Raw genomic sequence first — 25,917 nt, forward strand, 5'->3', positions numbered from 1 at the left:
ACTTTTTAAGATTTTATTTTAAAACAATTATTGATGACATTTGTCCTAATCAATAATCAATAGCCAGAAATTTTGGACCAAAAAAGTATTTTACGCCAACTCAAGCTTATCATCAAATTGATGGAGCTACACGATGAAAATTCATTCAAGATCAGAAGTTATCAGTCTGCTATCAATACCATAGACAGGGGGGATGTTTCAATTGAAGGAAAAAGCATGGAAGAATTGCAGGCTGTCAATGGTATTGGGAAAAGTATTGCAGAAGTCATTTTTTCAATAGGCAATACAGGGACTCATTCCTATTTGGAAGAGCTACTGGAAAAAACACCTACGGGCATCCTGGAAATATTGGAGATAAAGGGATTGGGTCCCAAGAAAGTAAAAGTGCTATGGGAGGAGTTGGATATTACTTCTACGCATGAATTATTGGAAGCATGCCAAGCCGGTCAAGTGGCTAAAATCAAAGGGTTTGGTGAAAAAACTCAGGAAAGTATCATTCAGGCCCTAGAATTCAGGGCTTCCAATATGGGCAAATGGCTCTATGCGGACATAGAAGATGCCATGGATAAATTGGCTAAACAATTTTCGACCCTGAAAGGGATTGAAAAAACAGTTCCCGTCGGAGATTTTGCAAGGAAAATGGAAATTATTTCTACAGTAGAGTGGTTACTGACAAGTACTGACCTTAAGACTGCCATGAAGGGCATCAATGGACTCAAAGTGCTTGAAAAGGATGAAAGGAAATCAAGCCCATTTAAGTGGAGAGGCAAATTATTGGATCCCGAAGTACAACTGCTTATCCATTTTTCAAAACCAGAAAATTTTATTGAGGAAAAAGTACTCAGAACGGGCAATAAAGCTCATTTACTATATCCACTGGAAGAAAATAGAACCTTGGTAGAAGTATTGAAAAAAGATGGGCCTTTCAATTCTGAAGCCGAACTTTATACCCACCTTGGTATGCATTTCATTCCAGAAGAGCTAAGGGAAGGTTTCATCGAGTTTGACCTGGTAAAGGGAAATAAAGTCCAGCATTTGCTCAAAGAAGAGGATTTAAAGGGAATTCTTCATAATCATTCCACTTACAGCGACGGCAAGCATAGTCTCAAGAAGATGGCAGAAGCTTGTAGGGACCTGGGTTTTGAATATTTGGGCATTTCCGACCATAGCAGGACGGCGTCTTATGCTGGAGGTTTGGAAATAGAAAAAGTGCAAAAACAATGGGAGGAAATTGATGCGTTGAATGAAGTAATGGCCCCATTTAAGATCTTCAAGGGTATTGAAAGTGATATCCTGACAGATGGGAATTTAGATTATCCAGAAGATATTTTAGGAGGTTTTGATTTTGTTGTATCCTCAGTACATTCCAGTTTGGGAATGGACAGGAAAAGGGCCACTGCAAGGTTGTTGAAAGCCATTGAGAACCCATTTACTACCATATTGGGTCATCCTACGGGAAGGTTATTATTGAGACGGGAAGGATATCCTTTGGATCATAAGGCCATAATTGATGCCTGTGCCAAATACGGGGTAGTAATTGAAATCAATGCTAATCCATGGCGGCTTGATTTGGACTGGCGGTGGGTCAATTATGCCATGGAGAAAGGCGTGATGCTGTCTATCAATCCGGATGCTCACGAAGTAGATGGATATAGAGATATGAAATATGGGGTGATTGTAGGAAGAAAGGGGGGATTGACCATGGACATGACCCTTAATGCAATGTCTAAGGAAGAGATCGAGCGCTATTTTGCAAAAAGAAAACAAAACATCAAGAAGAAATGAGCAGTTGGATGGATAAAGCCCCTGAAATGTTGCTCAAACGCTCATTTCTATTTGGTTTGATAGGAATAATCATTTGCCTCATCCCTTTGGTGAATACTAATTTTCAATTTTTACAGGTACCTCATGGGCCTATCAATGGGATTGGAATAGCCTTACAGTTTTTTGCCCTGAGTATTGCGGTATTGGTATTGAGGAGAAGAAAATTAGAGGAGAAATTAAAGGATAAAGCCAAAAAGATGGTTTTGGTTTTGGGAGTGGCTTTGATTTACTTCTTTATGGTGATTTGATGATTGGGGTACAGCGGTTCCAGAAGGTAATCCTAGGTTGAATCTAGGAGACATGTATTTAGAGCCGCTATTACAGATGATGATTTGAAGTAGAACAGTTACTTTTCAACATAAAAAACAAAAAAATCACTCGAATGGGTGAGGGATAACCTTATTTTTTAAAGCAATTTTGGAAAACAAATACCGGTATTTTTACATGTAGGCCTCATGTGATTTTCTGAAATCCGTTGAGTGAAATAATAGGATTTTATTTGATTTCCATAAAGCTATCTTGGCTTTTTGGTGAGGTACCACATGCATAGTGGTTCATGAATTGATATTTTGAGTTAAACCTAATTAAAATTTGAGCTTATCATGAAAACGACAAAAATAAAAATAGGAGGTCTTTTAGTATTACTGGGTCTTATGATGACTGCTTGTATGGAAGATAGCATGCAGGAGCAAACCAGCATACCGGAAATGGAAGAGGAATTGGCTATGGATCAATTTGATCTTTTTGAAGATGAAATCGGACAGTTTCTACGGATGAATCCTTCTGATCAAAATAGACTGCTTGCCTCGGTGAGAAGTGCAACCGCTAAATATCATCAAATAGACCTGGCTTTGGGAGATGGGTATTTTATTGACCATTGCGTAGAGCACCCTGAGTTAGGAGGAATGGGTCACCATGTGATAAAAATGGAAAACATCGGACCATTTGTCAACCCTACTTCTCCTGGCGTATTGCTTTACGAACCAGGAAAGAATGGTCAGATGAAGTTAATCGGTGTAGAGTATCTGGTACCTGCGGTACCTTGGGATGCAGGCAATGATGGGCCTCCCATGTTTGGAAATATACCTTTTGATGATCACAGGGAAATGACCATTAATGAGGATGGAGACCCTGTCAATGCCAAAGGTGGTCCTCCATTTCCCCATTACCAATTACATGTTTGGATTTGGAAAAACAATCCTGCCGGTATGTATTTCCCCTTTAATCCAAATGTAAGTTGCGCCTATGCCATGGGTCATTAATCCAAATTGAACTTCACTTGATTTAGAGAAAAACAGTTGGGTTTTTCTCGACGGGGCCCCTTGGAAATAATTTCCGGGGGCTTTTTCATCCAAACGAAACCTATTAGCTTTTTTGTTGGTTCGTATCGTTTTGTAAAAAAACAGAGGTAATAGGATAAACAATTCGTATTTCACTTTCTGTTCTGAAGCGACCAAGGACTGCTTCGGTTACCTGATGTTCATATACCCTTCTTTTTCGGGGATGGCAAAGGTAACGCAGCGAAAGCTGAATGCCCCTTTCGTGGATCTTGGCATATACTGTGGGTGTGTATTGGCCAAAATGGATAAAATGTTCTTTATGAGCCTTCATCATGGCTCGTTCTATACTTTTGAACCCATCCTGCATCAATTCATTAAGAATATCTTTTAGGATCTTTTGGGCCTTTTTGTAGTCGGAGTCAAGACTTATGTAAATATTCTGTTCATTCCATATATAATCGAAACCTTGACTGTAATTGGCCTGTGGATCTATAAAAACTTTTCCGTTAGGGACATGAATGATTCTACCAGTGCTTTGTTCTGCATCCACCCAATTTCCTACTTCCAATATGCTGAAATGCATCAATCTGAGGTCTACAACATCTCCCTTAAACTCTCCAATTTGAATTCTATCGCCGATATCAAAGGGTTTTTTGATATAGATCAACATCCAGCCTGCAAAATTCACGAAAATATCCTTCAGGGCAATGGCGATACCTGCAGACAAAAGGCCTAAAAAGGTGGTAATAGATTGGAAATTACTGATCCAGATATTGCCAACTAGCAGTAAGCCAATAATGGCCAATGTGTACTGTATGGTTTTGCGCCAATGATAGACTCGCTTCATATCCTCATCGGTCCTAATGCCAATGATTTTATAAGCCCCTTTTTTGATCAGCCAAAGAACCAATAGAATAAGAACAGTCTTGTAAATATTCCACCTGACCTCATATTCTACGATATCGTTGAGATATTCTATCCAGTTTTCCATAGCCTACAGTAAAGCTATAAGGACTTTCTTGAATCACAAAAAAATAAAGCATGCATATGTAGAATCTATTACCTGATTTTAAATCCTAGTCTATAATTTACCATCAAATAATAAGGCCAATAGTTGTCAAAGGAAGACATGCTGACCGCAATGGTATTTCTTCTATTGGGATTAGCTGTTTTCCAATCAAATGTTACTTGGGTCACATAGCCCAACCTTTTGAATCTTTCTGTTGCGTACCCTGAAGGGTTAAAACTTCCAATTACGTCATTTACCCAAGCACCACTATAATATGTATGGCCTCCCAATTGGAATGAGGGACCTGCTGCCAGGCCTAACCTAAAACCTTTATTGGTTCTGATGACGTCATATTGAAACCTCACATCTGTAAAAAGGCTTGAAGAAAATGATTGATCCTGAAAATCCGGATTCTCTGAGAAAAACTGTCTACTTTCAATATACCCAAGTGAAGAATAATAGGTGAGAGATGGGTTGATAGAAAACCTGTCCGTCATCCTAAAGGTCAGTTCATTCATTATATTGATACCGAACATTCCGATGTCCCCATCTATCACAGGCCCTACACCTACCCTGTAAATCAACTCTTTCTTGTCTTCCTGGGCGAATGTGCTAATGGAAAAGGACATCATGGTAATAAGAGCTATGATATAGCACTTGTTTGAAACTAGATACTTCATAATTCTTCATTTTGCGCGAAAATATAAAATCAAACTGAAAAAATCAGATTATCTAAAATAAAAAAAAATCCGGATAGTTATCCAGCCTGTGTATCTGAAGGACCTTACCGGGATTAACCTCCCTAAAAGAAGCATGAAGTGAAGCCCTTCTCTGGAGGTCCTATTTGGCTTCAAAAGCAGATAAAATACCACTCTATTCCTTCATGCAGTCTAGTTCTAAGTCTTTAATAGAGATCCTAAATACATCTTTTTACACAATTTAATTTCCTTTTGCATATTCCTGCTGAAAGAATTCAGCCCATGATTCTAATTGATTTTAACTTTCCATTATGATCGAATAATTACATATAATTTTTTGAATTGAATACTTGTTTGTCCTTCAAAAAACCATTCGCAACTTGTCTCTTTCTCTGTTAAATTGACCAAATAGGCCTATCAGCTTAGAAAAATACGTTCTTTATTAATATTTTCAGTAAATTTGAAACTCTATATTGAGCATCATGATCTTCCTAAAATTTTGCAAGGGTTTTAGGAACGTTTACATTCAACTTAAATGCCCAAATTATCTTCTGATGACAAGTTCTTGGATGTCTCCGACTATGGTAGACCTTTTGCAAGAACCTTTGTCAGCCGCATTCAATACACAGACATCACACCTGTACAGGTTACCTTTCTTTTTGGAATCAGTGGACTGATTGCGGTATATTGTATTCTAAATGGTCTTTATCTAACTGCAGGTCTCTTTTTGATCATCAAATCCATCTTAGATGCAGCTGATGGGGAGCTCGCACGTGTCAAAAACCGGCCTTCCTATACAGGTAGATATTTAGACTCTATTTTTGATATTTTTCTCAATTTATTGGTTTTTGGTGCCGTATGGTATGTTACCGATACGTCCCTGCTATTGGCTGCACTCGCTTTTTTAAGCGTTCAATTACAGGGTACTCTCTACAACTATTATTATGTTATCCTCAGACATAATACGGAAGGGGGAGAGAAGACAAGTAAAATCATGGAAAATGAGCGTCCCAATGCCTTTCCTGTTGAAAGCCAGCGTACAGTGGATTTTTTGTATGATACCTACAATGTGCTCTACATAGCATTTGACAAATTGATTTATTACCTGGACCAAGATGCTTCAGATGCGCCTATCTTCCCCAAATGGTTCATGACATTGATCTCAATTTACGGACTGGGCTTTCAGTTATTGATCATTTCCTTCATGTTATCTACAGGTCTGACAGGTTTTATAATCTATTTCTTTATTGGATATAATGTCTTTTTACTGATCTTCATAGGAATCAGAAAGGCTTTTCTCAGGTAATATTCACTCACTTTTTAAAATGATAGCGTTTTGAGAATCAAATCCCATTAGTTATTACTTTGATAACTCCTCAAGCCTAACTTTAAAATCAGGAAAAGAAGGGTTTGACATCCCTACAATCTTGTCATTTTTCACCAAGAAAGATATGAAGGTCAATTCTCTCTCTTTTAAATTTGATTTTCTAAACGCTTCCTCAGGATCGTGAATAACAGGATGCGTAAAACCAACTCTTTCTAAATGATCGATCAGTTTGGGTTTGTCTTTTTCCGATACATAGAATAAAAATGCAATGTTTGGGAATTCCTTCATTACAGATTGCCAATCAAGATCAAGGGTTGAATATGGTCCTGCATTTTTGACAAATACAACTACCTTGAATTCATTTTTGTACCAATTATCATCGAATTTTGCTGAGTTTTCTTGATGAATAACTTCAAGGTTTTCTGGCAAATAGATTGTTTGTTTTTCTTGCTTTCTATCACTCTTACAACCAATTGTAATCGTCAAGAAAAATAAATGAAATAATAAATAATAAGCAGTTCTGTACATTTTCTTGTGCCATTTTTTGATTTTTATAAAAAATGAAATGGAGTAGTCATTTTCTTTGAATCCAAAATAAACGATTTGAAATTATCCAGCAAGAACCATTTTTAACTCTTCGCCAATTTCTGACAACTTCCTTCACGGTCCTTGACTTTTAGACGAAAATATGTTTAAATTATAAACACATAAATGTTAAATAAATTAACATTTATGAATACATACCCCAATATCTTGGAGCATATATCATTTATTTATTTTGCCGACCGCAGGGAGGCATAGTTCAAAAGTACATTTCTATGTTTATCAATTGCCACTCTTACTACAGCTTCAAATACGGCATGCTATCCATCGAATCCCTGGTCGCAGAAGCCAAAGGGAAAAAGCTGGATGCCCTGGCACTGACGGATATCAATTCGGTCTCGGGGGTATTTCCCTTTATCCGTGAGGCGCAGCAAAAGGGCATCCATCCTGTGATCGGAATAGATTTCCGCAATGGGGTGAAACAGCAGTACATAGGACTGGCCAAAAATCAGGAGGGTTTTTACGAACTCAACAGACACCTCTCGCATAGAAGGACCAAAGGAATACCTTTTGAAGAGAAAGCACCGCCTTTTCAGCACAGTTTTATTGTGTATCCTTTCCGGGAAAGGACTTTTCCCCTAAGGGAAAATGAATTTATAGGCATCCATCCTTACCAACTCAACCGCCTCGTCAAGTCTCCTTGGTATCGCTATAAAGACAAACTGGTGCTGTTACAGCCTGTCAGTTTTTCCTCTAAAATCGAATTTAATGCCCATCGTCTCCTTCGAGCTGTAGACAAAAATACCCTGCTTAGCAAACTGGAACCCGAAGAACAGGGAGACATCAGCGATCAGTTGTATTCCTATGCCGATATGGTGGGCCGTTGTGAGGGGCATAGCTACCTGCTGTATAACTCGCAACGCTTGCTTGAAGCCTGTCAGTTTTCCTTCTACTTCCAGGCCGTCAAAAACAAGAGGGATATACTGGGATCGGATTGGGAGGACTATGATTACCTGCGGCAGGAAACCTTCAAGGGAGCAATCAACCGCTATCCAAACCTGACCCCAGAAATCAGCAAACGCTTAGAAAAAGAACTGGAATTGATCCAGCAGAAGGGATTTGTGTCCTACTTCCTGATTAATTATGATATCATCAGTTTTGCCCAGCAAAAAAACTATTACCATGTAGGTAGGGGTAGTGGTGCGAACAGTATCGTGGCCTATTGTCTGGGTATTACCGATGTAGATCCCATCGAGTTGGACCTGTACTTTGAGCGCTTTATCAACCTGTATCGGGAAAACCCACCAGATTTTGACATTGACTTTAGTTGGACGGACCGGGATGAGGTGACGCAGTATATTTTTGACAAGTACAACAAAGATGGGCAGGAGCATGTAGCCTTGCTGGGTTCCTACAGCACCTTTCAGGCCAACTCCATGTTGAGGGAACTCGGGAAAGTTTTTGGCCTTCCCAAAACCGAGATCGAATCCCTTATTTACCATGCAGGTAAGTCCGGGTACATTCCGGATCAGTACGGAAAATTGATTCTCAAGTACAGCCAGGTCTTGCATGGTATGCCTTCACACCTGACCATCCATGCCTGCGGTATACTGATTTCTCATAAGCCGATACACTATTATACGTCCACAGAAATGCCTCCAAAAGGATTTCCTCTGGCACATATCGATATGCATACGGCAGAGGAGATTGGCCTGCATAAGTTTGACATCCTCTCCCAGCGCGGCTTGGGACATATCAAAAGCGCCATAGAAATCATCTACCAAAATCAGGGAGTGCAAGTGGACATCCGACAGGTGGGAAAATTCAAAAAAGATCCCAAGATCAAAGAACTGCTGCGATCAGGCCATACCATCGGTGCCTTTTACGTAGAATCTCCTGCCATGCGCATGTTGCTGGCCAAGATGAAGGCAGACGAGTACCTGGAACTGGTCGCTGCCAGTTCTATTATCCGTCCGGGCGTGGCCCGCTCGGGAATGATGCGGGAGTATATCCTGCGGCATGTGGACACCGAAAGGCGCAAACAGGCCCATCCTGTGATGATGGATATCATGCCCGAAACTTATGGCATCATGGTTTACCAAGAGGATGTGATCAAGGTAGCCCACTATTTCGCCGAACTTTCACTGAGCGAAGCCGATGTCCTGCGAAGGGGCATGAGTGGGAAGTCCCGTTCCAAGGATGAATTTCAACGGGTGAAGGATCAGTTTTTCATCAATTGTGAACGCCTCGGCAGAGATCCTAAGATCACGGCAGAAGTATGGCATCAGATTGAGAGTTTTGCGGGCTACTCCTTTGCCAAGGGACACTCGGCTTCTTTTGCGGTGGAGAGTTACCAGAGTTTGTACCTGAAGGCCTACTTCCCGTTGGAATTTATGGTGGGGGTGATCAATAACTTTGGTGGCTTCTACCATACCGAGTTCTATATCCACGAACTTCGCATGAACGGGGCCGATATACAGGCACCGCATATCAACGAGAGCGATTACCTGACCAATATCAAATGCAGAACCGTGTATTTGGGTTTTGTTCACTTGAAATATTTGGAGAAAAATTCTGTGGAAAAAATCCTGAGTGAGCGCAGGACCAATGGCGTATTTGCGGGTTTGTCAGACTTTATCGCCCGGGTTGGTATCAGTTTGGAGCAACTGTTAATCCTGATCCGTATCGGCTGTTTCCGCTTTACGGGCAAGAGTAAGCAGGAATTGCTTTGGGAAGCACATTTTATATTAAATAAGCGCAAAGCGGTGGCTACAGGAAATGAACTTTTCCGGCAGGCTGGTTTCCGGGAGCTCCAGGTTCCGGAATTGGAGGAATCCGATGTGCGTCAGGAGATTGTGGACCAGATCGATATTTTGGAGTTTCCCTTGGATTCCCCTTTTCACTTAGTCAAAGATCAGACTGTATCCAGCATCAAGGCGAGGGATTTGAAGCAATACTTGGGCAAGCAGGTGCAGATCATCGGATATCTTGTTACTATCAAATATACCCGAACGGTGAAGGGGGATGTGATGAACTTCGGAACATTCGTCGATAGAGAAGGAGACTGGATAGATACCGTACATTTTCCTCCTGTGGTGAAAAAAAATCCTTTTAAAGGCCGTGGCATCTACCTGATCAAAGGCAAGGTGACACAGGAGTTTGACTTTTATAGTATTGAGGTGGAGAGTTGTGAGCGGATGGCGTATTGGAATGCGGCTGACTGAGGGGTGGTTCAATTCGCCGCGGCGAATTGAATCATTCTATGGCAGTCTTCAGACTACATTTACCACAGTCTTCAGACTGTGATTTTTTTGGTCCAAGTCAAAGACTTGAACCAGTGGATCCAGCTCGCAATGGCGAATCAACCAATTAGGATTATCCATCATTAGCCGTTTTACCCTTGTAAAGGGTCATCCTCTTATCTCCCCACTTTTCAATCAAACCAAGTTGGACGCCGTTTTTCAGGTCCCTGCTTGCCGTTGCCGGGGATAAATCCGGGAAAAAATTCAAATAATCTTTGCGGGTGAATTCTCCTTTGAAATTCAGTAAAAATGCTTTCAACCTTTCCGTTTCCTTGAGTTTTTGGGTTGGTGTGGCCAAAAGTGCTTCCAATGAAAGTAGGATCACTTCCAGCATATACTCGATAAACTTAGTCGATTTACCTTCTTTATCTGAAGCAGACAAGGCATGATAATAGGCTTTTTGATTTTTAGAGATCAATGATTCGAATGGCAGAAACTCAAATAAGGGGTACTTCTTCATCAAAATCACTGTTTGCCAAAGTCTTCCCATTCTCCCGTTTCCATCCATAAATGGATGGATAAACTCCATCTCATAATGAAAGACGCAGCTTTTTATGAGTGTTAATTCTGATTCATCTTTCAGATAAGCAAACAATTCCTTCATTAAGAAAGGCACATTAGAAGCAGGAGGTGCCAAATGGGCAACTTTTGAACCTTTCACAATACCTACACCTTGTGTTCTGTACGCTCCAGGTATCTTAACCAAGTCTTTCATTAACATTTTGTGTGCAGCCAAAAAATCTTTTTCAGAGGTATCTTTAAATTTTCGGATATTTTTGTAAACCTCCAATGCATTGAGTACTTCAATAATGTCTTTTTCAGGACCTACAACTCTCTTGTCATCAATGATTGCAGAAACCTGCTCCTCAGAAAGCGTGTTGCCCTCTATATTCAAGGAAGAATGTATGGTCTTAATCTGGTTTTGCTTTCTTAGCTTTGGGCTTTGCCTGACCAAATATACCGCTTGGGCTTCGCCAATTTTTTCCGAAACAACCGTCAATAGTTTTAAGATGGTTGGAGAAAGATCATAAGGAGGTTTCATTACTTTTTGATAGTATCATTTGATAGTATCAAATATAATGAATGTGATCAGTAAAAAATATCTCAAGATCAAAAATCCAGGAAATTAGGCCCATCAATCAATCCTCCCATATTGATTAATAGAAATCATTATGGAAGTGTATGGTTTAGTCTTTTGACTTGGACCTCATATGTAAAGTCTTTAGACTGCAAGAATCTAGTTCAAGCCCGCCTGCTTCGGGAAGGACTAAGTCTTGAACCATTATCGCCCAACCCAAAAAAACGAATGAAAACTAAATCATTATTGAACATATTTCTTCATGCATCATGAGAAAAAAGGCCTCAAAAGTAAATGTGCCTGCTGTGGCATCCTATGGCAAAGCTGCCTTTTCGGTAGATTCCATACTTAATATGGAAATGGGACACTTCGACGAGCCTTTAAACAGGGTGGAGACCTTTCGTGAGGGGCTTGGAAAAGATGCTTTTGAAAGTCTGAAAGCAGTGGCTGGCTTGGATTACAATACCCTAGCTACTGTATTGGAAATTTCCGCCAAGACCATTCAGCGTAAGGAAGTTTTTGATACCATACAATCTGAAAAGATGTTTGAGCTTGCTGAGCTTTATGCCATGGGCATTGCCTATTTTGGACTGGAAGGCTTCAAGAATTGGATGGAGAGACCCCTATTCTCTATTGGTAACAGGAAGCCCTTAGACTTAATTGATGTATCTGAGGGATTGGATATTCTAAAATCAGAAATCATGCGTTTGCAGCATGGGATAGCCATCTAAGAAGCATGAAAGTCTTTAGAATAGCCCTGACCCAATACTGCGACGACAGCGGAGAAGGAGCCAAACGCTTTGGAGGCAGATGGAACTTGCTCGGACACCCCGCACTCTATGCTGGAGCAAGTATAGCCTCTTCCTTGCTTGAAAGATTGACCATAGATCCGGAATTGTTTGCGTCTGACAGGTATGTCAAATATTCAGTAATGGAAATCAATTTGCTGCAGAGCATATTTTCACCCCTTCCTTAGGCGAACTTCCTGCTGGCTGGAATTTGATACCTGCTGTAAAATCATCGATGCAATATGGTACAGAACTTCTGCAGTCCGGTACCTTGGTATTCGCTGTTCCTTCTGTGGTGGATAGTAGTTCGTTAAACTATGTCATCAACCCTATTTCCCCACAATTCGACTTGATTGAATACAGAGTTTACTTTTTGCCGCTGGAAAAAAGACTGATTAGAAGCGTATAAAATCATGTGATTTTAGGATGTATTAGTCCAATCCTTACTTTTTCCTGCTTCCAAAAAATTGTCTAATAAAATCCTGACAGTTCATCACAGGGATCTCTGAAAAGTAAAAATCATTGATATCCTCAGTGATTAGCACATCGCAGCCCTTATCAAGCGCAGAATAATACTCCAAAGCATCTTCAAAATCAATTGGGTATGGAAACATCGATGCTTGATTCACAGTCGACTGATCCACAGATGTACTTTTTATTTTTTGGGATAAAATCTGTAACTTTTGTTGGGCTATTTTACTTCCACTTTTTTTCTCCGAAAAATAATAGGCGATTGCTAAGCAAATAGGCGAAGTATATACCTGAAAGTTGGGCTTGTCCACTAAACTCAGCACCCTAGCGGCATAAGAGAATACTGGATACTCATGGTTGAGTACAGCGACAAGTACATTGGCATCAAGAAACAGCCTCATTTTTTAGTATCGAAATAGGAGGACTTTAAGTCTTTTCGGCTTTTGGATTTGCCATAGGTAGCCTCACCTTCTGCCAACATCGACACCCAATCCGAAACAGGTAACTCATCCAAACGCTTATAGTCACCTGAAACGATTTTCTGATATAAAAATTCGGTCAAACGAGACAAACTCATATTTTGCTCTGAAGCAAATTTTTTAGCCTTCTCGATAACCGCTTTGTTGAATGAAAGTGTGATTTTGGCATCCATAAGTTTATCGATTTTTATACGTACAAAAATATAAATTTTTACGTAAAAATTTCATGTATGATCCATTTTTTAACTCATTTTCAGTAACTTCGTACTATGGAACAAGATAAGGAGATTTCAAAAATCAAAGAACCCATTAGTGAATATGGCAGGTTCTCCTATGCTGACTACTTGACCTGGCAAATGGAGGAAATGGTCGAGCTGATCAAAGGCAAAATCTTCAAACAAGCGGCTGCTCCAAGGGTAAATCATCAAAGGTTATCCCTAAAAATATCCAGTGAGCTTTACAATATTTTGAAGGGTAAAAAATGTGAGGTTTTTGCAGCTCCTTTTGATGTTCGTTTACCTGTCAATTCAAAAAAAAATGAAGATATAGATACTGTTGTCCAACCTGATATCTGTGTGATTTGCGATTCTGAAAAGATCGACGAGCTTGGATGTATTGGCGCTCCTGATTTAGTCGTAGAAATCCTTTCTCCAGGAAACAACAAAAAGGAACTTCAGAATAAATATGAAGTTTACGAGGAATCAGGAGTCAAGGAATACTGGGTGATCCACCCCAACGAATGTACCCTAATGATTTATACATTAATCGATGGGCAATACCAACCTTCAAGACTATTGACGATGGGGGATACCGCAAAATCTAAAGCAGTAGCTGGTTTTGAATTGGATTTAACTTTCTTGTTTGATAATATCAATTCATAGTATTCTTATACACCTTCCCGTCTTTCATGATCACCACAAACTTCTCTGCTGGATTCGCAATCAGGGAAAGGTCGGCTAAGGGATCACCATCCACCAAAATCAAATCTGCCAAAGCGCCCTCTTCCACAACGCCTAATTTGCCGGGATAGGGGCTTCTTAGACCCGAAAGCTGTAGCAATTCGGCATTGTCATGGGTGACCATTTTCAGGATCTCAGCATTGGTAAACCATGTTTGCAGCTTCAATATAAATTCATTTTGTCTATCATTGAGCTCAGGTTCAAACAGAAAATCAGTTCCCCAAGCTAATTTTAATTTCAGTTTTTTGGCCATGGGCCAAACCCTTGCTTGTCCTTCCAGCACAGGAGCCCTTTTTTCAATCCGCTGTGGGTCCATATTTGGCGTGTTTTCCACCAACATCTGTGTACTCAGCCAGACTTTTTTTCTGGCAGCATACCGCAATGTTTTTTTATCCAATAACTGTCCGTGTTCTATACACTTGACTCCTGCATCAATAGCCCTTCGAATGGCTCTGGGTGTATAGGCATGTACCATCACGTAGGTCCCCCAGTCTTCAGCAGCCTCTACTGCTGCTCGCATTTCATCAAAAGTATATTGGGTGACATCTACCGGATCATAAGCAGATGAAGTACCCCCACCTGCCATTAATTTGATCTGACTGGCCCCAAACCTTAAATTCTCCCTTACTGCAGTAAGTACTTCATCCCGTCCATCCGCAATAAAAGTGGCATTGAACCTTTCTGCCCTTGAAGGTTCCCCAAAAAATCTTCTTGACTTCTCTTCAGGAGTACGGAAATCTCCATGGCCTGCTGTTTGGGATATGGTTGCTCCAGATGGCCAAACCCGAGGACCATTCAGTTTCCCTTGATCTATCCCTTTTTTTAAAGGGAAAATGGGGCCTCCGGCATCTCTTACTGAGGTAAATCCACGCATGAGCATCCGTTCAGCACCGCCCCCTACTTTTTCCATTATCACGCCTTCAGAAAGCATGGGTGACATCATTTCCCGCATGCTCAAGGCCCCAAAGGTCATATGGACATGTACATCGATCAAACCTGGCATAAGGGTTTTTCCATTGCCCTGAATTTTGGTTACCCCTTCACCTGATGGGATTGGCGCCGCGCTGATACTTTTGACTTTATTGCCTTCTATCCAGACATTTACCGGACCAGACAGGCTCTTCGATTGACCATCAAAAACACGGACATTTTCGAAGAGAATGTTTTCTGGTTCTTGTGCTTGTGCAGAGAGTGTCAGAAAAAGGTATGCAAAAATTAAACTTGAAATGGATTGAAGAGAAAGCATAAAAGAAGATTTTATTTCAAATTCAAAATAAGGAAATGGGCTTGATTATCCACAAAGTTTCTTAAATTCTTACAAATTAATTGGATTATGAAAATGGAATCTACTGGGACATAAAGTCAAAAATCTTATCATACAGCTTGTTTTTTGTATTGATAAACTGTACGATCATGGGTTTGTGCTTTTTACCTTTTTGAATGTGGAAAGCAGGTTTTGGAACGATTTCCTTATATTTCTCTATAAACCGCTCTGTGGTTAGTTTTATTCCCGGGAGTGTTTTTTCTCCCATTAAAATCATTAAAGGGGGATCATTTTCATCTAAAAAGTAAATAGGGGAGGTATCTTTCCAGACTTCTGGGCTGTCCGTAAAAGCCACTAAATATTCTGTTCCAGGCTCATATTCCATCTGTTCTAAAAACCATTTCATATCCAAACCGGCAGCATCAATCAATACAGCTCCTTTGATGGGATTATCATATCCCAGTGAGTCAAAATATTCATCTCTGACAGTAATCAGACTGGCCAAATGTCCTCCAGCTGAATGGCCTGATACAAATATATTTCCAGGGTCCCCACCATATTTAGAAATATTTTGGTGGGTCCACTTCACGGCCTGTGCTGAAGCCAGTGCCATTTGATGCACCTGATATTCCGGACTTAAAGGATAATCTATAATTACAGTCACTATGCCCTTTCTGGCAAACCTGTTTCCAAGAAAATTATAAATCTCTTTTTTTCCTGAATTCCAACTGCCACCATGGATAAAAATCAATACTTTTTGGGCTCCCTTAGTTTTTTTCGGCGTAAAAACATTGAGCTGTTTTTCAGGAAACCTGGCCATTGACTGATCTTCGGTATAGGTAATATTTTGGTACCTGGTGACTCCCTTGAATGAACAGGAACCCAGTAAACAAAAGGATAATAGCATTAAGAATACTTTATTCCCAGGTTTAAATGATAATTGATCCATAAATGCTAAATCTCATAAGAGGTACTAAAGTTTTCAAAAGATCATTTTTTTTGTTAGCTTTTGACAATCGGTATTGGTCTTTTTCCTACTAAACTCCCAAGTTTCATGAAAAATGTCCTGTTGTTATTGTTCAATACAATTACTTTTTCCGGCGCACTTTACCTCAATTTTCTTTTTGGTTCTGGTGCAGGAGGAAGAAAGTCTGTAGGGGCAGTCAGCAGTCAGTTTGATACCTTGATCACTCCGGCTGGCTATGCTTTTTCCATTTGGGGATTGATTTATCTACTTTTGATTGGATTTTTATTGAATCAATGGAAGGGGTTTTTTACGGGAAATATCAAGGAATCACTCCAACCCACATCAATTTGGTTTGCAGCCTCAAATATCTTCAATGGTCTTTGGATTATTCTTTGGACCCAAGAAATGCTGGTATCCTCAGTCGTTGCAATAATCGGCTTATTGGTTTCCATTACAGTATGGAATTCTCAACTAAATTTGAATAATAAGGAGAGGTCATATTCTGTTTTAATTGACCTTCCTGTTTCTGTTTATTTGGGCTGGATAATTATTGCTACCGTTGTCAATATTTCTGTCTGGTTTTATGCCAATCAATTATTGATGGAATATGAAATGATTGTCACAGCAGTAATCCTTATAGTGGCCGTTGGAATATTGCTTTGGCTTTTAAAGGAAAAACAGCTCTTTGCCCCCTCATTTATAGGGGTTTGGGCACTGATAGCAATAGCCTTCAAGAATCAGGGAAATTCAAATTACCTCAGGATATTAATTATATTATTAGTTTTAATTTTGTTTATTTCCACTTTTTTAATGATAAAAAACAAAAAACATCATTTGAATTAATTTTACAAAAAATGTTTTGGTTTATTTGGTAATATAATTAAATTACCAAAAAATATTTCGAAGTTCCTGCAATTACATCCTTAATCGCCCTAGTAAAATTGTAGGTAAAAACGTGTTTCATTTTCTTTATTTAGTTCATTCCGTAATTCCAAAAAATTTAATACTATGATAGGCATATTAGGAGGAACAAGACTATCCCTTACTTTGGGCCAAGCATTATCCGCACGAGGAGTTGAGATTACATATGGTGTCAGATCAGATTTTTTTTCCTCAGAGATTGAGTGGAAAATTCTTAAAATGTCACCAAACAAGGTCTTGTCTTACAAAGAGGTCATTGAAATTTCCAAAGTGATTTTACTTTGTACTGAAAATCCATACTTAGAGATGATCTTTGCTGAGCTTTCAGATGTTGATCTCAGTGACAAAATTATCATTGATTGTACCAATAGTGATGATTACAAAGCGATTACCTGCAATACCGATTTTATTCAAAACGCAATCAAATCCCCCAAAATTTTTAAAGCTTTCAATAACTTAGGACTTGATTATCCCAATTGCGACCCTATGGGACTTGTCAAAGAAACCTATTATTGTGGGCCGGATATTACTGAAAAAAATATCGTCAAACAATTGATCTGTATGGTGGGGTTCAAAGCCATTGATGCAGGGAATATTGAAAATGCCCCTTTATTGGAAGCTATGTACCATTTGAGAAAGGAGATTTGCAGCCATAGAAAGGAAAAGGTAGACTACCATTTTAAGTTGGTTTCGGTCTAATGATTTTTTTCTAAGTCCTTGGATACCATCTTTACCTTAAACCTTTATTTTTTACCTTTGGGATATTGATGGTATCTTATGGTTAAATTTTCAGATTTGAGTAAAGTCAATCACCCCTATTCTGAGGAATTGAAGGCTGTAGCTTCTGAGGTAATTGACTCAGGGCGTTATTTATTTGGCCCAAAAGTCCTTGAATTTGAGACTAAACTCAAAAGCTATCTCAATAGCAAACATGTTGTAGGTGTAGGGAATGGGTTGGATGCGCTCAGATTGATTTTTTTAGCATATATAGAAAAAGGAGACCTTAAGAAAGGAGATGAAGTACTAATTCCTGCCAATACTTTTGTGGCTACTATTTTAAGTATTATTCATGCCGGTCTTATTCCCAAGTTGATTGAACCAAGTTTGGATACCTATAACCTAGACCTTAATCAGCTTGAATCCAAAATAGGTCCTAAAACAAAAGCCATTGTCCTCGTTCATTTGTATGGAAGGGCTTGCTGGGATGATGAATTACTCTTCCTGGCAGAAAAAAATAAGTTGAAAATTGTAGAAGATAATGCGCAGGCTTTTGGGGCCGAGTGGAAAGGCATTAAGACGGGGGTATTGGGCCATGCAGCTGCCTTTAGTTTTTTTCCCACCAAAATTCTTGGAGCCTTAGGTGATGCTGGAGCTATTGCTACTAAGGATGAAGAATTGGCCGATATTATTCAAAAGCTGTCTAATTATGGTGCCGGTAAAAAGAATCATTTGAGCTATAAGGGCTTCAACAGCCGGATGGATGAATTGCAAGCCGCTTTTTTAATGGTCAAAATGAAATATGTGGACCAGGAAAACCAGTACAGAAGAATACTTGCAGATGCCTATTTAAGTCATATCCAAACCCCTGTTATTGTACTGCCAATAATTGATCGCCCAAAAACCAATACTTTACATGTTTGGCATTTGTTTGTAATCCGGAGCCCAAAAAGAGATGATTTAAGGGACTTTCTATTAAAAAATGGCATAGAAACCCAAATTCATTATCCAATACCACCTCATCAGCAAGAAGCGTTTTTTGAGTTTAGTCATCTTTCCCTTTCCATTACTGAGAAAATTCATAGGGAAGTAATCAGCCTTCCTCTTGATCCTTCCATCACCTTAGATGAAGTTAAATTTGTGGCTGATCATATCAATAATTTTACCGCATAAATCGCATCTAATCATAATTTTAACTTTCTTCCCTCCATAATTTTAAAAAATAAAATGTGTCCCATTTTATGGGCATGTTGCTTGGCATATTCAGCCACTTCTCCTTCAAAGAGACTGTCTAAGGTTTCAAACCATAAAGCCAGCCAGGTGCTAAAATGAGCTTCATGTACCTGATGGTTCATTTTTTCATCCACTTCTTTGTGAACAGGAACAGGACTGAATTTTCCTGCTCCCGGTCCGGAATGTAACAATACCATTTCCCAAAAATCAGTCAATCTTTCCAGGTGTATATTCCAATCATCCACAATTCCATTAAATACTGGACCTAGTACAGGGTTTTTTCTTACTTTTTCATAAAAAGTATGGACCAAGGTACTGACTTGGTCTCTGTTTTTTATCTCTTTGAGACTTTTGCTTTTCATCATTTTTTCAAAATTGGATTTAAAATTTCCAGGTTCCCGTCAATGTCCTCAGGAATTGGCAAGCTTAAAATTTCACAAATTAGGGGATAGACATGTATGTTCTGGAATTTTTCGATTTGAAACCCTTCTCGTATTCTTGGACCATTGGCGTAAAATATTCCATACATATCTTTGTAGCCAGGGTGGAAGCCATGCTCCCCGAAGGTATCTGTTTTGAACATCCCGGCCCGATTCTGATATCCTACCATTCCCACTGTAGTAGCCAGGTAAAAACCCAAATCAGGTAGGATAAGTAAATCTCCCAGGCGGTTCCGATGCCTTTCAATATTTTTATAATATTCTCTGTCAATTACTTTGACCGTTTTAAACGGACCTTCCCTTTTATTTAACTTCAAAAAGACTTCCTCCAGTTCCAAAGGATTATTTAAATACAAATGGGCAAGTGCACCATTATTAATTACTTTGGCATCTATTCCCTCTGTGATATGATCCAGATTAAGAAGATTTTCTTTTGGTACCCTTGTCATGCCATGGTCTGATACAATAAAAATATTGATATCCATGTCAAAACTTTTTAGACCTTCAAAAAGTGCTCCCAATTCCTTGTCTAAGCGTTGAAGCCTTTTATTTAATTGCCCATCATTATCCGGACCATATCTATGGCCAATATCATCCATATCTGAAAAATACAAAGTGATCAACCTTGGTCTTTCATCCTCGGGGAGCAATAACCATTCAAAAACCTTAGAAATCCTCGTGAGGTTGGGTACATTTCCATCGTAATTGTAAAAATAAGTTGGTTGGATGCCTTGTACAGGTGCTTCTGTTCCTACAAAGAAATAACTCGCAGTCCTCATTCCATGCTGCTCTGCCAAAACCCACAAAGGTGTACCCCCATACCAATATCCATCTTGAACGATTTCCCGGTTATTGATGACATAAATCTGGTCTTTGACCGGGTCAAAGAAAGCATTATCCACCAATCCATGACTCTCTGGTTTCATACCTGTGGCAATGGTATAGTGATTTGGGAAGGTCTTGGTAGGGAAAGAAGGAATCATGGCTTCTGCTGATGCTCCAGCGGCTTTAAACTTACTCAGGTTTTCAGGTTGGAATCTGTCTGTATAATCGTATCGGTAACCATCTAAGGAAATCAATATTACATATTGTTTATTTTCCTGAGCAAGGCATTCAAAACCGATTGTGAGAAAGACCAATAATGAAAAAGGGAAGAAATTATATTTTTTCATAACAGATAATTCATGGGTGTTAGCAAAGTTATGGCTGCACATGTAAGTGAACAATTATTTGAAAGAAAAACGTGGATTTATTTGGTAATCAGTGTTGTTTCCAATGTGACTGGAGATTTGTTTACAAATCTTATCTTTGCACCTGAACCCAAATAGAACGTTTATGAATAAATTAATCAATGCCTTTATCCTAACAGGAGTTGTTCTATCTTCTTGTAGTTCAGGCGACCAAAAATCTGATAGTATGAACCCATTCTTTGAGGACTACCATACCCCATTTGAAGTACCCCCATTTGACAAGATCAAAAACGAGCATTTTGCCCCAGGATTAAAAGAGGGTATAAGCTTGCATCAGGAAGAAATCGATGCAATAGTGAACAATGCTGAGTCCCCAACATTTGCCAATACCATAGAGGCTATGGAAAATTCCGGGGAACTTTTGAGTAAAGTAAGTACTGTTTTTGGCAACCTCAACTCTGCCAATACAAGCGATGAACTGCAGGGAATCGCAAGGGATATGGCTCCCGAGTTATCCAAGCATAGCGATAACATCAACTTGAATGAGCAGCTATTTGAAAGGGTGAAGGATGTGTGGGACAATAAAGACAATCTGGATCTTAGTCCTGAGCAGCACAAATTATTGGAAAAAAGGTACAAGTCTTTCGTGAGAAACGGTGCCAATTTAAATGAAAAGGATAAAGAGAAATTGCGGGAAATCAACAGCAAACTTTCGGTCCTGAGCCTTCAGTTTGGCCAAAACGTATTGGCTGAAACCAATGCTTTTAAGTTGTTTATTGATAATGAAGCCGATCTATCCGGCCTTCCTCAAGAGCTTAGAGATGTCGCTTTCCAGGATGCTGAATTGGCAGGAGAAGAAGAAAAATACCTCTTTACCTTACAAAACCCCAGTGTGATGCCTTTCCTACAATATGCTGACAACAGGGATTTGAGAAGACAAATGTGGGAAGCGTATAAAAATAGAGGTGATCAAGGTACTGATAAGGATAATAATGAGATCCTTATTGAAATTGCCAATTTGAGGCTTCAAAAAGCCAATTTACTAGGTTATGCTACCCATGCAGATTATGTATTGGAAGAAAGTATGGCCAAGAATCCACAAAATGTTCAGCAGCTCCTCAATCAGCTTTGGACTCCTGCTCTGGAAAAGGCAAAACAGGAAAGGGATGAAATGCAGGCCATGATTGCAGCTGAAGGAAAGGATTTTCAATTAGCGCCTTGGGATTGGAGATATTATGAGGAGAAACTCCGTGTTCAAAAGTTTGACCTGGATGAGCAAGAAGTGAAACCCTACTTTGCTTTAGATAAGGTTCAGGAGGGAGTATTTATGGTAGTGAATAAACTTTGGGGGCTGACATTCTCAGAAATCAAGGATATCCCTACTTATCATCCAGAAGCCAAAGCCTATGAAGTAAAAGAAGCAGACGGCAATCATTTGGGGGTATTGTATATGGATTTTCATCCAAGGGCCTCCAAAAGGGGAGGGGCTTGGATGACCTCTTACAGGCCTCAAAAAACAGTAAATGGGGAAAGAAAAGCCCCTGTGATTTCTATTGTCTGCAATTTCTCCAAACCAACAGGAAATGTACCGGCTTTATTGACCTTTGATGAAGTGACGACTTTCTTCCATGAATTTGGGCATGCATTGCATGGTTTACTTTCTAATGTGCAGTACAGAAGTCTTGCTGGAACTTCTGTTCCTAGAGACTTTGTGGAATTGCCTTCGCAGATTATGGAAAATTGGGCCACTGAACCAGTGGTGATGAAGCAATACGCTTTCCATTACCAAACAGGAGAGGTGATTCCTGATGCATTGATTGAAAAGCTACAAAATAGCGGGACTTTTGGACAAGGTTTTGGAACCACAGAATACCTGGCGGCCTCTTTCCTAGATATGGATTATCATAGCCGCACCACCCCAATTGAGGTTGGGGCTGCCGAATTTGAAAAAGCTTCCATGAATAATATAGGCATGATAAATGAAATCATTCCCAGGTACAGAAGCACCTACTTTCAGCATATTTTCTCTGGGGGTTACTCATCCGGTTATTACAGCTATATCTGGTCAGGAGTATTGGATACCGATGCCTTCCAAGCATTTAAAGAAACCGAATTGTTTAACCAGGAAAAAGCCTTGGCCTTCAGAAGAGAGATTTTGGAAAGAGGTGGTACAGACGAACCGATGAATATGTACGTCAACTTCCGAGGTGCTGAGCCTAAGATCGATGCTTTGTTGAAAAAGAGAGGCTTGGATCAAGTGGCTGTAGATAGGACGAAGTAAGGAAATTCGGATTGGGAGAGGTGGATTTCGGATTAAGGACTGCCGAGGTTATTGGAACCTTGGTGGTCTTTTTTGTTATCTATCGATTGACGGAGATGAACACAGCATCCAAGGTATTTCTTTACCCAAAAAACAAGCCATAAGGCCTTTCAATTTTACTTTCTAGTTCATTAATGGTCACTAAACCATTGGAACGTAGAAATTCTTTACTGTCAAAAAAAACCAATATCCCGGGAACAGCCAACATGCGCAATTGAGCGGCAAGTTCCCTGTTTTTGTCAGCATCCAGTACAATCAATTCAATTTTTGGGAACTGATTTTCCATCAGATTTTTGACTTTAGGAAATAGCATCTTACACACCCCGCACCGATCCTGATAAAAATAAATCATGAGGGCTTCTTTTTGCCTTATCAGGCCTTCAAATTCCCCTGTTGTCAAAGTTTGGTTTAGTTCCATTGGATTTTGTAATTCACCATGAGATTGGCGTGTATCATATTTACTTTGTTGTAAATCCATTGAGGTCTTATTTCTCCTGATTTGAGGTTGATTTTGCTCATCAGGATAAAGTGGAAATCCAGTCCATTTGCCCATTTAGGACTGTAGCGGCTACCAAGATTGGCTTGTGCATAGGATGGGAAAGCATATTTATTCAGTTCGGCATTGGCAGGATCAGGCAGAAAATGTAATCCAGCAAAACCATAAAATTGAAGTCCTTTCTCAGGTAAATTTCTTTGGTAATACGTTGTGAATGCATTTACCTGGTTATAGCCTTCGTTCCTCTCCCTTGGAATAAAGGTAAAAAAAGGATCCCTTCCCCATTCTCTTGGATTAAGGAACCGGCCTCTACCATCTATGCGTGTATAGTTGAAGAAAAGGAGGGATCTTGGGTTTTTGATTCCCAAACGGCCGCTGATAACCACATTGGCATCATCTGGATTTTTAAACCTTCGTTCCGGCTCAGGATTTCCCCCTTCTCCTATGCCGTGTTGAAAGGTCAATTGAAGACCTGTTACCAGTTTGGTGTTACTGTTACTAATATTCCAGTCTTTAACCGCCTGAGTCAAGTAGGTACTGGAAATATTTTCGACATAAGTATGATTTACCTGTAGTTGAACGCCTTTGTCAAAATGGTGCTGCCAGTCCAATACCGTAAAGAAATCACTGGCTGTGTTTCCCTGATATTTAGAAGGCATCCCCATTTCACTTTGTCCAACGGGATAGATGCCGATGGTCTCTCCGATATCAAACCAACTTGAAGTCGACCTTGGGCTCATTCTTCCTATAATATCAGCGGAGAAACTATTTTTCGGATTTGGATTGAAGTTTATTCGTAAGCCTTCTACAAAAGTAGGAGATAACCTTCCGTCCTGAGGGTTTATAAATGGGGTGTTTATATCCATTCGGCCTATAATGGCCTGAAATTTTTCCGATTGATAGCGGATTTGTAATGCTTCAAGCTTTCCGAAGAACCGATCATCAGGATTCAAAACATCAAATAAGCCCACCTCATAGCGGTTGAAGTTTTGTGTAATGGGGTCACGAGCCAAAAGATCAGAGCTCCAGACATTACCAAAGACCGTATATCTTCCCACAGCCGAAAAACCCTTGTAGGACTGGGTCTTTAATTGTAAATAAGCACTTTGTCCCAGGGCAAAATCCCCCTTGAAGTCTTCCCAATAACTGGTGGACATCCAGAAGGAGCGAAGGCCAATTTCCCCAGAGATAGGAATCTTGGCCTTATTGTTCACGGGTTCAGTTTCTTGAGCAAAATTGTTGTGCTGGAATAGAAAAAAAAGTGTAAATAATATACTTAGAAATTTCATTTCATTGTTTGCGTTTCCCTTGCTGCTTTGATGGGTTTAAAGGGGCCAAATTTATGCTGTTCTTCGCTGAACTCATCTGAAAATGGTCCAAATGGATGGTCAATGGGTTTTTTGGAAATATCAGGCCAGTCTTTGCTCAGGTCTTTTTCTGGCCTGGGCATGGAGTTGACATAAGCAGCCACATCCCAAGATTCCTCATCGGTCAGCATGGGCCTTTCAAATGTTGCCCCCAGGGGCATATTGGTTTTGACATAACCTGCAAACCTGGACATCCTGTACAGGCCAGCCCCATGGTTATAACTATTGTCTCCCCAAAGTGGAGGGTAAGTGTACCCGGTTTTATCTGGTTTCATCATGCCGTTCCCATCTTCCATATGACAGCTTTGGCAATGTTGCGCATAGACTGATTTGCCTTTAACGGGATCAGCTGCTCTGTCCAAAAATGGGATTTCGTAGAGGCCAACTCCCTGAGGCGTTTCACCTGGGACAACATCTTTTCCCAACCATTCCATATAAGCTACTATCGCAATCATTTCTTTGCTGTTGCGGTCCAAAGCTTTTCCATTTAAACTCCTTTCAAAGCAGTCATTGATTCTTTTGGGGATATCTTCCATCTGTCCGGACCGGCCTCTTATTTTTGGATAGGAAGAAGATACAGCAGAATAATTGTTGCCTAAAGGGGCAGTGCCGGCATTCAAGTGACAATTCTGGCAATTCATGCCATTGGAAATCTTTCGCACACTTCCATTTGGCCCCAAATAAGCCGAGGTATTGGCTATTAATTCACGTCCATATTTGATGTCATCTGCATTGGGTTCTTGATCTACGGTGCTCCATTCCGGAGCTTTCCACAGGCCTTCTTTAGGTACCACACCCTTGTAGGTTTCCGTTGGAACAGCAACAGAAGCAGTCAAATCAGCAGATTGATTCATTTGGGGGAGGTTGCCTCCGTTAAAAATGAACACAATCAGTCCAATTAACAGCACAGTAAGTAGTGTGATGGATACCAAAAGGCCTACCATTAAGGCCATCATTTTAACTAAAGGTTCGAAAATATCCTTCATTGGGTTTATTATCAGCTAATCACAAATATGCTTTAAATTCCAAATGAAATGCTGTGATTTTCATCACATAGGTTATTGTTTTAACGGGCCAGATAAAATAGCCTACTGGAAAAAAATGAAATCTCAATGTATTAAATAATTGGCACCTCTGCATGGTTCGGCAAGCTCACCAACCAGGCTCGGTGACCGGGGTTTAGGTTTGGAAGGGGGGAGGGTGGAGAAATGTGGCAAAGCCGCATTTCTCCACCCTCCCCCCTT

25 protein-coding genes are annotated in these 25,917 nt (G+C 39.9%); 12 read left to right on the top strand and 13 right to left on the bottom strand.

Translation table 11 applies throughout. The features are described 5' to 3' along the window. The first annotated feature begins 72 nt into the window (after nt 1–72). From QZT73_RS06705 to QZT73_RS06715, 3 genes are all read left to right on the top strand, one after another. Complete coding sequence (locus QZT73_RS06705) at nt 73–1,785, top strand: PHP domain-containing protein (protein ID WP_291787326.1); 1,713 nt, start codon at nt 73–75, stop codon at nt 1,783–1,785. Continuing rightward, nucleotides 1,782–2,072 (top strand): hypothetical protein, encoded by a 291-nt coding sequence (locus QZT73_RS06710; protein ID WP_291780489.1) that lies wholly within the window; start codon nt 1,782–1,784, stop codon nt 2,070–2,072. The genes QZT73_RS06705 and QZT73_RS06710 overlap by 4 nt, the downstream gene beginning before the upstream one ends. Nucleotides 2,073–2,426: 354 nt before the next feature. Beyond that, entirely contained in the window at nt 2,427–3,086 is a 660-nt protein-coding gene (locus tag QZT73_RS06715) for a hypothetical protein (protein ID WP_291785236.1), read from the top strand. A gap of 103 nt (nt 3,087–3,189) precedes the next feature. Here QZT73_RS06715 and QZT73_RS06720 read toward each other — a convergent pair whose 3' ends face one another. After that, nucleotides 3,190–4,095, bottom strand: a complete 906-nt coding sequence (locus tag QZT73_RS06720) for a mechanosensitive ion channel domain-containing protein (RefSeq protein WP_291785234.1) — start codon at nt 4,093–4,095, stop codon at nt 3,190–3,192. Nucleotides 4,096–4,163: 68 nt separating this feature from the next. Beyond that, the gene (locus QZT73_RS06725; RefSeq protein ID WP_291785231.1) at nt 4,164–4,793 is read right to left on the bottom strand and encodes a hypothetical protein; all 630 of its coding nucleotides are present in this window, start codon (nt 4,791–4,793) and stop codon (nt 4,164–4,166) included. Between the two features lie 553 nt (nt 4,794–5,346). Between QZT73_RS06725 and QZT73_RS06730 the strand changes: the two genes are divergently transcribed. Further along, nucleotides 5,347–6,117 carry a CDP-alcohol phosphatidyltransferase family protein gene (locus QZT73_RS06730; protein WP_291787328.1) on the top strand — a complete coding sequence of 257 codons (771 nt, stop codon included), beginning with the start codon at nt 5,347–5,349 and terminating at the stop codon, nt 6,115–6,117. A 54-nt stretch (nt 6,118–6,171) separates the two neighbouring features. Here QZT73_RS06730 and QZT73_RS06735 read toward each other — a convergent pair whose 3' ends face one another. Continuing rightward, nucleotides 6,172–6,666 carry a hypothetical protein gene (locus QZT73_RS06735; protein WP_291787331.1) on the bottom strand — a complete coding sequence of 165 codons (495 nt, stop codon included), beginning with the start codon at nt 6,664–6,666 and terminating at the stop codon, nt 6,172–6,174. Nucleotides 6,667–6,956: 290 nt separating this feature from the next. On the opposite strand from QZT73_RS06735, the gene dnaE reads away from it, so the two are divergent. Further along, nucleotides 6,957–9,905, top strand: a complete 2,949-nt coding sequence (gene dnaE, locus QZT73_RS06740; RefSeq protein WP_291784199.1) for a DNA polymerase III subunit alpha — start codon at nt 6,957–6,959, stop codon at nt 9,903–9,905. Nucleotides 9,906–10,056: 151 nt separating this feature from the next. Here dnaE and QZT73_RS06745 read toward each other — a convergent pair whose 3' ends face one another. Continuing rightward, nucleotides 10,057–11,025 (bottom strand): Fic family protein, encoded by a 969-nt coding sequence (locus QZT73_RS06745; RefSeq protein ID WP_291784197.1) that lies wholly within the window; start codon nt 11,023–11,025, stop codon nt 10,057–10,059. Between the two features lie 305 nt (nt 11,026–11,330). On the opposite strand from QZT73_RS06745, the gene QZT73_RS06750 reads away from it, so the two are divergent. Then, nucleotides 11,331–11,792 (top strand): antitoxin Xre-like helix-turn-helix domain-containing protein, encoded by a 462-nt coding sequence (locus tag QZT73_RS06750; RefSeq protein ID WP_291784195.1) that lies wholly within the window; start codon nt 11,331–11,333, stop codon nt 11,790–11,792. Nucleotides 11,793–11,797: 5 nt separating this feature from the next. Continuing rightward, nucleotides 11,798–12,037: an RES domain-containing protein gene (locus QZT73_RS06755; protein WP_291784193.1), complete on the top strand. Its 240-nt coding sequence runs from the start codon at nt 11,798–11,800 to the stop codon at nt 12,035–12,037. Nucleotides 12,038–12,292: 255 nt separating this feature from the next. Here QZT73_RS06755 and QZT73_RS06760 read toward each other — a convergent pair whose 3' ends face one another. Together QZT73_RS06760 and QZT73_RS06765 are read right to left on the bottom strand one after the other, a co-directional pair. Further along, the gene (locus QZT73_RS06760; RefSeq protein WP_291787333.1) at nt 12,293–12,721 is read right to left on the bottom strand and encodes a PIN domain-containing protein; all 429 of its coding nucleotides are present in this window, start codon (nt 12,719–12,721) and stop codon (nt 12,293–12,295) included. Next, nucleotides 12,718–12,972 (bottom strand): DUF6364 family protein, encoded by a 255-nt coding sequence (locus tag QZT73_RS06765; protein WP_291784189.1) that lies wholly within the window; start codon nt 12,970–12,972, stop codon nt 12,718–12,720. The genes QZT73_RS06760 and QZT73_RS06765 overlap by 4 nt, the downstream gene beginning before the upstream one ends. 96 nt (nt 12,973–13,068) lie before the next feature. Here QZT73_RS06765 and QZT73_RS06770 point away from each other — a divergent pair, with 96 nt between their 5' ends. After that, complete coding sequence (locus QZT73_RS06770; RefSeq protein WP_291784187.1) at nt 13,069–13,680, top strand: Uma2 family endonuclease; 612 nt, start codon at nt 13,069–13,071, stop codon at nt 13,678–13,680. On the opposite strand, the gene QZT73_RS06775 is transcribed toward QZT73_RS06770, so the two are convergent. Together QZT73_RS06775 and QZT73_RS06780 are read right to left on the bottom strand one after the other, a co-directional pair. After that, nucleotides 13,670–15,004, bottom strand: a complete 1,335-nt coding sequence (locus QZT73_RS06775; protein WP_291787335.1) for an amidohydrolase family protein — start codon at nt 15,002–15,004, stop codon at nt 13,670–13,672. The two genes, QZT73_RS06770 and QZT73_RS06775, sit on opposite strands and share 11 nt — an antisense overlap. 100 nt (nt 15,005–15,104) lie before the next feature. Then, nucleotides 15,105–15,971: an alpha/beta hydrolase gene (locus QZT73_RS06780; RefSeq protein WP_291787337.1), complete on the bottom strand. Its 867-nt coding sequence runs from the start codon at nt 15,969–15,971 to the stop codon at nt 15,105–15,107. Nucleotides 15,972–16,076: 105 nt separating this feature from the next. Between QZT73_RS06780 and QZT73_RS06785 the strand changes: the two genes are divergently transcribed. From QZT73_RS06785 to QZT73_RS06795, 3 genes are all read left to right on the top strand, one after another. Further along, the gene (locus QZT73_RS06785; RefSeq protein WP_291787338.1) at nt 16,077–16,832 is read left to right on the top strand and encodes a hypothetical protein; all 756 of its coding nucleotides are present in this window, start codon (nt 16,077–16,079) and stop codon (nt 16,830–16,832) included. Nucleotides 16,833–16,997: 165 nt separating this feature from the next. After that, nucleotides 16,998–17,609, top strand: coding sequence for an NAD(P)-binding domain-containing protein (locus tag QZT73_RS06790; RefSeq protein WP_291787340.1), 612 nt, complete (start codon nt 16,998–17,000; stop codon nt 17,607–17,609). Between the two features lie 96 nt (nt 17,610–17,705). Further along, nucleotides 17,706–18,800 carry a DegT/DnrJ/EryC1/StrS family aminotransferase gene (locus QZT73_RS06795; RefSeq protein ID WP_291787343.1) on the top strand — a complete coding sequence of 365 codons (1,095 nt, stop codon included), beginning with the start codon at nt 17,706–17,708 and terminating at the stop codon, nt 18,798–18,800. 11 nt (nt 18,801–18,811) lie between these two features. On the opposite strand, the gene QZT73_RS06800 is transcribed toward QZT73_RS06795, so the two are convergent. Together QZT73_RS06800 and QZT73_RS06805 are read right to left on the bottom strand one after the other, a co-directional pair. Continuing rightward, nucleotides 18,812–19,222 carry a group III truncated hemoglobin gene (locus QZT73_RS06800; RefSeq protein ID WP_291787354.1) on the bottom strand — a complete coding sequence of 137 codons (411 nt, stop codon included), beginning with the start codon at nt 19,220–19,222 and terminating at the stop codon, nt 18,812–18,814. Next, a complete protein-coding gene (locus tag QZT73_RS06805; protein WP_291787346.1) occupies nt 19,222–20,472 on the bottom strand; it encodes an ectonucleotide pyrophosphatase/phosphodiesterase in 1,251 nt (416 codons plus the stop codon). The genes QZT73_RS06800 and QZT73_RS06805 overlap by 1 nt, the downstream gene beginning before the upstream one ends. 163 nt (nt 20,473–20,635) lie before the next feature. Here QZT73_RS06805 and QZT73_RS06810 point away from each other — a divergent pair, with 163 nt between their 5' ends. Continuing rightward, a complete protein-coding gene (locus QZT73_RS06810) occupies nt 20,636–22,771 on the top strand; it encodes a M3 family metallopeptidase (RefSeq protein ID WP_291787349.1) in 2,136 nt (711 codons plus the stop codon). Between the two features lie 121 nt (nt 22,772–22,892). Here QZT73_RS06810 and QZT73_RS06815 read toward each other — a convergent pair whose 3' ends face one another. Genes QZT73_RS06815 through QZT73_RS06825 form a run of 3 tightly spaced genes read right to left on the bottom strand, consistent with a single transcriptional unit; the run spans nt 22,893 to nt 25,659 of the window. Continuing rightward, nucleotides 22,893–23,228 carry a thioredoxin family protein gene (locus QZT73_RS06815; protein WP_291787351.1) on the bottom strand — a complete coding sequence of 112 codons (336 nt, stop codon included), beginning with the start codon at nt 23,226–23,228 and terminating at the stop codon, nt 22,893–22,895. After that, the gene (locus tag QZT73_RS06820; protein WP_291787352.1) at nt 23,219–24,595 is read right to left on the bottom strand and encodes a hypothetical protein; all 1,377 of its coding nucleotides are present in this window, start codon (nt 24,593–24,595) and stop codon (nt 23,219–23,221) included. Before QZT73_RS06820 ends, QZT73_RS06815 begins: the two co-directional genes overlap by 10 nt. Next, nucleotides 24,592–25,659, bottom strand: a complete 1,068-nt coding sequence (locus QZT73_RS06825; protein ID WP_291787353.1) for a c-type cytochrome — start codon at nt 25,657–25,659, stop codon at nt 24,592–24,594. Before QZT73_RS06825 ends, QZT73_RS06820 begins: the two co-directional genes overlap by 4 nt. Nucleotides 25,660–25,917 lie beyond the last annotated feature (258 nt).

This window comes from Cecembia sp. (assembly GCF_007126775.1).
Lineage (GTDB): Bacteria > Bacteroidota > Bacteroidia > Cytophagales > Cyclobacteriaceae > Cecembia.

What these genes read in the sequence shown, in the direction of transcription:
- QZT73_RS06710 (WP_291780489.1), top strand. Translation starts at nt 1,782, where the DNA reads ATGAGCAGTTGGATGGATAAAGCCCCTGAAATGTTGCTCAAACGCTCA.
- QZT73_RS06715 (WP_291785236.1), top strand. Translation starts at nt 2,427, where the DNA reads ATGAAAACGACAAAAATAAAAATAGGAGGTCTTTTAGTATTACTGGGT.
- QZT73_RS06720 (WP_291785234.1), bottom strand. Translation starts at nt 4,095, where the DNA reads ATGGAAAACTGGATAGAATATCTCAACGATATCGTAGAATATGAGGTC.
- QZT73_RS06725 (WP_291785231.1), bottom strand. Translation starts at nt 4,793, where the DNA reads ATGAAGTATCTAGTTTCAAACAAGTGCTATATCATAGCTCTTATTACC.
- QZT73_RS06730 (WP_291787328.1), top strand. Translation starts at nt 5,347, where the DNA reads ATGCCCAAATTATCTTCTGATGACAAGTTCTTGGATGTCTCCGACTAT.
- QZT73_RS06735 (WP_291787331.1), bottom strand. Translation starts at nt 6,666, where the DNA reads ATGTACAGAACTGCTTATTATTTATTATTTCATTTATTTTTCTTGACG.
- dnaE (WP_291784199.1), top strand. Translation starts at nt 6,957, where the DNA reads ATGTTTATCAATTGCCACTCTTACTACAGCTTCAAATACGGCATGCTA.
- QZT73_RS06745 (WP_291784197.1), bottom strand. Translation starts at nt 11,025, where the DNA reads ATGAAACCTCCTTATGATCTTTCTCCAACCATCTTAAAACTATTGACG.
- QZT73_RS06750 (WP_291784195.1), top strand. Translation starts at nt 11,331, where the DNA reads ATGAGAAAAAAGGCCTCAAAAGTAAATGTGCCTGCTGTGGCATCCTAT.
- QZT73_RS06755 (WP_291784193.1), top strand. Translation starts at nt 11,798, where the DNA reads ATGAAAGTCTTTAGAATAGCCCTGACCCAATACTGCGACGACAGCGGA.
- QZT73_RS06760 (WP_291787333.1), bottom strand. Translation starts at nt 12,721, where the DNA reads ATGAGGCTGTTTCTTGATGCCAATGTACTTGTCGCTGTACTCAACCAT.
- QZT73_RS06765 (WP_291784189.1), bottom strand. Translation starts at nt 12,972, where the DNA reads ATGGATGCCAAAATCACACTTTCATTCAACAAAGCGGTTATCGAGAAG.
- QZT73_RS06770 (WP_291784187.1), top strand. Translation starts at nt 13,069, where the DNA reads ATGGAACAAGATAAGGAGATTTCAAAAATCAAAGAACCCATTAGTGAA.
- QZT73_RS06775 (WP_291787335.1), bottom strand. Translation starts at nt 15,004, where the DNA reads ATGCTTTCTCTTCAATCCATTTCAAGTTTAATTTTTGCATACCTTTTT.
- QZT73_RS06780 (WP_291787337.1), bottom strand. Translation starts at nt 15,971, where the DNA reads ATGGATCAATTATCATTTAAACCTGGGAATAAAGTATTCTTAATGCTA.
- QZT73_RS06785 (WP_291787338.1), top strand. Translation starts at nt 16,077, where the DNA reads ATGAAAAATGTCCTGTTGTTATTGTTCAATACAATTACTTTTTCCGGC.
- QZT73_RS06790 (WP_291787340.1), top strand. Translation starts at nt 16,998, where the DNA reads ATGATAGGCATATTAGGAGGAACAAGACTATCCCTTACTTTGGGCCAA.
- QZT73_RS06800 (WP_291787354.1), bottom strand. Translation starts at nt 19,222, where the DNA reads ATGAAAAGCAAAAGTCTCAAAGAGATAAAAAACAGAGACCAAGTCAGT.
- QZT73_RS06805 (WP_291787346.1), bottom strand. Translation starts at nt 20,472, where the DNA reads ATGAAAAAATATAATTTCTTCCCTTTTTCATTATTGGTCTTTCTCACA.
- QZT73_RS06810 (WP_291787349.1), top strand. Translation starts at nt 20,636, where the DNA reads ATGAATAAATTAATCAATGCCTTTATCCTAACAGGAGTTGTTCTATCT.
- QZT73_RS06815 (WP_291787351.1), bottom strand. Translation starts at nt 23,228, where the DNA reads ATGGAACTAAACCAAACTTTGACAACAGGGGAATTTGAAGGCCTGATA.
- QZT73_RS06820 (WP_291787352.1), bottom strand. Translation starts at nt 24,595, where the DNA reads ATGAAATTTCTAAGTATATTATTTACACTTTTTTTTCTATTCCAGCAC.
- QZT73_RS06825 (WP_291787353.1), bottom strand. Translation starts at nt 25,659, where the DNA reads ATGAAGGATATTTTCGAACCTTTAGTTAAAATGATGGCCTTAATGGTA.